Consider the following 6,000-nt stretch of genomic DNA (forward strand, 5'->3'; position numbering starts at 1 on the left):
CGTGACCGCGGCGCCCCCGACACGGCGCCCGGATTTCCCGTACGCCTCCCCGGTCCCGCGAGGCTTCACCGGACCCGTACGCCACAGGCGTTATGGCCGATTCCTTCTCCTCATTCGGTCTTGTGGGCCTTCGCGGCACAAGGAAAGCTGCCGGGTGGCGCCCATTCCCACGTCCCCCGTACGCCCGAGCAGCTGACATATCACCGGATTGGCCCACCACGATGCGGGGGAAGGCTTCTCCGGTACCCGGAACGAATGCATTCGGATGACAGCCGACGACGGTTCATCTCCGGCACGCGCGTGATTCATTCCCTGGCCGCCGGTGATCGGTCCCCCGGTTCGTATACGACCTGTTTGGACTGCCATTCGAGTGAACGCGCACAGGAGCGGCCATGCCCACACCCCACCAGTCATCCACGGAGCGGCTAGAAAGGACGCAACCCCATCTTCGCGGCGCGCGCGTTCAGCCTTCGGCGCACGCTGCCTCCTTTGCCGAATCCGAGCTCCAGCCTCCAGGTGATTCCATGATCGGTCGCATTCCCGTTCTCGACGTCCATCCGCTCGTCGACTGCGGCAGAAGGCCCGCCAAGGCCGTCGCCGGTGAGACCTTCCAGGTCACCGCGACCGTCTTCCGCGAGGGCCATGACGCGGTGGCCGCCAACGTGGTGCTGCGCAGCCCGAGCGGGCGCCCGGGCCCCTGGACCCCGATGCGCGAGCTGGCGCCGGGCACCGACCGCTGGGGCGCCGAGGTCACCCCGGACTCCGAGGGCCGCTGGACGTACACGGTCGAGGCGTGGAGCGACCCGGTCGCCACCTGGCGCCACGCGGCGGGGATCAAGATCCCGGCGGGCATCGACACCGCGCTGGTCCTCGCCGAGGGCGCCGAGCTGTACGAGCGCGCCGCCGAGGGCGTCCCGAAGCGCGACGGCCGGGAGGCGGTGCTGGCGGCGGTCGACGCGCTGCGCGACGAGTCCAAGCCGGCCGAGGCGCGCCTCGCGGCGGCCCTGGCGCCCGAGGCCCGGGCGGCGCTGGACCGCCACCCGCTGCGGGAACTGGTCACCGCGTCCCGCCCGCACCCGCTGGTGGTCGAGCGGCGGCGCGCGCTGTACGGCTCCTGGTACGAGATGTTCCCGCGCTCCGAGGGGGCCAGGTACGAGACCCCGAAACCGCGCAGGGGCCGGGGCGCCAAGACCGCCGAACCGCAGCCGCCCCGGGTCGTGAGCGGCACCTTCCGGACGGCGGCCGAACGGCTGCCGGCGGTTGCCGCGATGGGCTTCGACGTGGTCTACCTGCCGCCGATCCACCCCATCGGCACGACGCACCGCAAGGGCCCGAACAACTCGCTGACCCCCGCCCCGCACGATGTGGGGGTCCCCTGGGCGATCGGTTCGGCGGAGGGCGGGCACGACGCGGTGCACCCGGATCTGGGCACGCTGGAGGACTTCGCCCACTTCGTGGAGACGGCCCGCACCCTGCGTCTCGAAGTGGCCCTGGACTTCGCGCTCCAGTGCTCGCCGGACCATCCGTGGGTGGAGAAGCACCCCGAATGGTTCCAGCACCGGGCCGACGGTTCGATCGCGTACGCGGAGAATCCGCCGAAGAAATACCAGGACATCTATCCGATCGCCTTCGACAAGGATCTTCCGGGCATCGTCGCGGAGAGCGTCCGCATCCTGCGGTTCTGGATGGACCGGGGTGTGCGGATCTTCCGTGTCGACAATCCGCACACCAAGCCGGTGATCTTCTGGGAGAAGGCCATCGCGGAGATCAACCGCACCGATCCCGACGTGATCTTCCTGGCCGAGGCGTTCACCCGGCCGGCGATGATGCGCACCCTCGGCGCCATCGGATTCCAGCAGTCGTACACGTATTTCACCTGGCGGAACACCCGTCAGGAACTCACGGACTACGTGCGCGAGCTGGCCGGTGAGACCGCCGCGTTCATGCGACCGAATTTCTTCGTGAACACGCCCGACATCCTTCCGGGATACCTTCAGGAAGGCGGCAGGCCGGCATTTGAGGCCAGGGCGGTTCTCGCGGCGACCCTTTCCCCCTCCTGGGGGGTGTACGCGGGGTACGAGCTGTGCGAGAACACCCCGATCCACCACGGCAGTGAGGAGTACCTCGACTCGGAGAAGTACGAGATCCGGCCCAGGGACTGGGAAGCCGCAGAGCGCGAGGGCCGTTCGCTCGCCCCGCTCATCACCTCGCTCAACCGGATCAGGCGCCGCCACCCGGCCCTGCAGCAGCTGCGTGACGTGCACTTCCACGCCGCGGACAACGACGCGGTGATCGCGTACAGCAAGCGTTCCGGTTCGAACATCCTTCTGGTGGTCGTCAACCTCGACCCGCACCACACCCAGGAGGCGACCGTCTCGTTGGACATGCCGCAACTCGGCCTCGACCGGCACGAGAGCGTGCCGGTCCGCGACGAGCTCACCGGCGCTTCCTATCACTGGGGCAGGACGTTCTATGTGCGCCTTGAGCCGGGCGTCACGCCCGCGCACATCGCCGTCCTGCGACCGTCCCCGCCGACCGGAGGGTCACCCACACCATGATCGTCAATGAGCCCGTCCACGACACGTTCGAGGACACCCCGGCCAAGGACCGCGATCCCGACTGGTTCAAGCGCGCCGTCTTCTACGAGGTGCTCGTCCGGTCCTTCCAGGACTCCAACGGCGACGGCATCGGAGACCTGAAAGGGCTCACCGCCAAGCTCGACTACCTCCAGTGGCTGGGGGTCGACTGCCTCTGGCTGCCGCCGTTCTTCAAGTCACCGCTGCGCGACGGCGGTTACGACGTCTCCGACTACACCGCCGTGCTGCCGGAGTTCGGCGACCTCGCCGACTTCGTGGAGTTCGTGGACGCCGCGCACCAGCGCGGCATGCGCGTGATCATCGACTTCGTCATGAACCACACGAGCGACCAGCACGAGTGGTTCCAGCAGTCCCGGACCGACCCCGACGGGCCGTACGGCGACTACTACGTCTGGGCCGACGACGACAAGCAGTTCCAGGACGCCCGGATCATCTTCGTGGACACCGAGACGTCCAACTGGACCTTCGACCCGGTGCGCAAGCAGTACTACTGGCACCGGTTCTTCTCGCACCAGCCCGACCTCAACTACGAGAACCCGGCGGTGCAGGAGGAGATCATCTCTGCACTCCGCTTCTGGCTGGACCTGGGCATCGACGGCTTCCGGGTCGACGCGGTGCCGTATCTCTACCAGCGCGAGGGCACCAACTGCGAGAACCTGCCGGAGACCCACAACTTCCTCAAGCGGGTCCGCAAGGAGATCGACGCCAACTACCCGGACACGGTCCTGCTCGCCGAGGCCAACCAGTGGCCCGAGGACGTCGTGGACTACTTCGGCGACTACGGGTCCGGCGGGGACGAGTGCCACATGGCGTTCCACTTCCCCGTGATGCCGCGCATCTTCATGGCCGTACGGCGCGAGAGCCGCTACCCGGTCTCGGAAATCCTGGCGAAGACCCCGGCGATCCCGGACAACTGCCAGTGGGGGATCTTCCTGCGCAACCACGACGAGCTGACGCTCGAAATGGTGACGGACGAAGAGCGCGACTACATGTACGCGGAGTACGCCAAGGACCCGCGGATGCGGGCCAACATCGGCATCCGCCGCCGGCTGGCACCGCTGCTGGACAACGACCGCAACCAGATCGAGCTGTTCACCGCCCTGCTGCTCTCGCTGCCGGGCTCCCCGATCCTGTACTACGGGGACGAGATCGGGATGGGCGACAACATCTGGCTGGGCGACCGGGACGCCGTACGCACCCCGATGCAGTGGACGCCCGACCGCAACGCCGGGTTCTCCTCCAGCGATCCCGGGCGGCTCTTCCTCCCCACGATCATGGACCCGGTCTACGGCTACCAGGTCACCAACGTCGAGGCGTCGATGGCCTCCCCGTCCTCGCTGCTGCACTGGACGCGGCGGATGATCGAGATCCGCAAGCAGAACCCGGCGTTCGGCCTCGGCACCTACAACGAACTGCCGTCGTCGAACCCGGCCGTCCTCGCCTTCACCCGTGAGCACGGGGACGACCTCGTGCTGTGCGTCCACAACTTCTCCCGGTTCGCACAGCCGACGGAGCTCGACCTCAGGTCCTTCAACGGGCGTCATCCGGTGGAGCTGATCGGCGGGGTGCGCTTCCCCGCCATCGGTCAGTGGCCCTACCTGCTGACACTCGCGGGACACGGCTTCTACTGGTTCCGGCTGCGCAAGGACGCGCCGCCGAGCTGACGCGCGAGGGCCGCGTGCGGGGCGGTTACCGCCGCCTCGCACGGGGCACCCGCACCCATACCGGGTGGTTCAGGAAGCTTCCTGGATCCTCCTGGCGTTTCTATCCCCTCATGTCGAGTCCGTACGGATCATCCTGACCCGACACGTCCCGCACAGCCGGACAGCCAATGCCGCAATCCGGGACACTCTTCGCATCCTGTGGTGTGCCCGGGGAAAGGACGCGATGCCATGTCGGAGGCTGCATCCGCTCAGGTCGCCCTGGCGAACAGCACAGCCCTGCTTCCGTCTCTCGGACCGCTGCTCCACGAATGGCTGCCCCGGCAGCGGTGGTTCGCGGGCAAGGGACGGCCCATCACCGCCTTCTCGCTCGTCTCGGCCACCGAGATACTGCCGGTGGACGGCGGTGACGGCTCCGCCCCGGGACTCCTGCACCTGCTGGTGCGGGTCCACCAGCCCACGATGCCCGCCCAGCCCCCCGTGGACTGCTACCAGTTGCTCCTCGGCGTCCGCTCCGCGCTGCCCCAGCACCTGGCGCCCGCCGCCATCGGCCGGGTGCCCGACGGGCCGCTGGCCGGGCTCGCGGTCTACGACGGACTGCACGACGCGCGCCTCGCCTCGCTGCTGCTGGAACGATTGCGCACCCCCGGCCGGCTCGGCGCGGTCCGCTTCGACCGGGGCGCGGAGCCGATCCCGGAGAACCTGCCGCCCCGGGTGCTGGACACCGAACAGTCCAACTCCTCGCTGGTGTACGGCAACGCGTACATCCTGAAGATCTTCCGCAGGGTCTTCCCGGGCACCAACCCCGACCTGGAACTCCCGCTCGCCCTGTCCCGCGAGGGGTGCGGGCGGGTCCCCGCGCCGGTCGCCTGGTTCGAGGCGGCGACCCCGGAGCAGCTGACGCTCGGGGTGCTCCAGCCCTACCTGCGCGGTGCCCAGGACGGCTGGCAGCTCGCCCTGCGCGCCCTGGCCACCGGGCACGACTTCCTGGCCGAGGCGAGGGCGCTGGGCCGGGCCACCGCCGAGGTGCACACCGCGCTCGCCGCCGCCCTGCCCACCCCGCTGCTCCGCCGCTCCCAGACCGACGAGCTGGCCGCCGCCATGGTGGAGCGCCTGGAGGCCGCCGCCCACGCGGTCCCGGAGCTGGTCCCGTACGTCCCCGGGCTGCGCACCGCCTTCGACGCGGTCGCCGCGCTCGGGCACCGGGGGCGCAGCTGGGCCGCGCAGCGGGTGCACGGGGACCTCCACCTGGGCCAGACCCTGCGGGGCACCGACGGCTTCTGGTCGCTGATCGACTTCGAGGGCGAGCCGGCCCGGCCGCTCCCGGAGCGCCGCAGCCCGCAGCCCCCGGTGCGCGACGTGGCCGGGATGCTGCGCTCCTTCGACTACGCGGCCCGCTCGCACCGGCCCTGGAAGCCCGAGTGGGCCGCCCGCTGCCGGGACGCGTACTGCGACGGATACGCCGAGGCGGCGGGCACCGACCCGCGCGCCGAGCCGGAGCTGCTGCGCGCCCACGAGACCGACAAGGCGGTGTACGAGGTGCTCTACGAGGCCCGGCACCGGCCCGACTGGCTGCCGGTCCCGATGGCCGCGATCCACCGCCTGGCCTCGGTCTCCGCCGGCTGAGGATGTCCCGCCCCCGTACCGCCCCGCCCGTTCCGCCCCGCCAACACCTCCGAGGAGGCCGTCCCTGTGACCGCCCGCAAGCCGTCCCGCAAGTCCGAGCCCGCCGCGCCCGCCGC

Annotated in this window: 3 protein-coding genes; all 3 read left to right on the forward strand. The window is 70.0% G+C overall.

Annotation, left to right across the window (positions count from 1 at the left end; genetic code table 11):
- Window positions 1-524 precede the first annotated feature (524 nt).
- The 3 genes from G3I41_RS03960 to G3I41_RS03970 all read left to right on the forward strand — a co-directional run bounded on the left by G3I41_RS03960 (window position 525) and on the right by G3I41_RS03970 (window position 5,884).
- Entirely contained in the window at window positions 525-2,558 is a 2,034-nt protein-coding gene (locus tag G3I41_RS03960) for an alpha-1,4-glucan--maltose-1-phosphate maltosyltransferase (protein ID WP_164398907.1), read from the forward strand.
- On the forward strand, window positions 2,555-4,261 hold the full coding sequence (gene treS / locus G3I41_RS03965) for a maltose alpha-D-glucosyltransferase (protein ID WP_164398908.1): 1,707 nt from the start codon (window positions 2,555-2,557) through the stop codon (window positions 4,259-4,261). Before G3I41_RS03960 ends, treS begins: the two co-directional genes overlap by 4 nt.
- A 228-nt stretch (window positions 4,262-4,489) precedes the next feature.
- Complete coding sequence (locus tag G3I41_RS03970) at window positions 4,490-5,884, forward strand: phosphotransferase (RefSeq protein WP_164398909.1); 1,395 nt, start codon at window positions 4,490-4,492, stop codon at window positions 5,882-5,884.
- The last annotated feature ends 116 nt before the right edge of the window (window positions 5,885-6,000 follow it).

This window comes from Streptomyces sp. SID9727, from assembly GCF_010550605.1.
GTDB lineage: Bacteria > Actinomycetota > Actinomycetes > Streptomycetales > Streptomycetaceae > Streptomyces.

Coding starts and splice junctions, on each gene's coding strand:
- treS (WP_164398908.1), top strand. CDS start 2,555: ATGATCGTCAATGAGCCCGTCCACGACACGTTCGAGGACACCCCGGCC.
- G3I41_RS03960 (WP_164398907.1), top strand. CDS start 525: ATGATCGGTCGCATTCCCGTTCTCGACGTCCATCCGCTCGTCGACTGC.
- G3I41_RS03970 (WP_164398909.1), top strand. CDS start 4,490: ATGTCGGAGGCTGCATCCGCTCAGGTCGCCCTGGCGAACAGCACAGCC.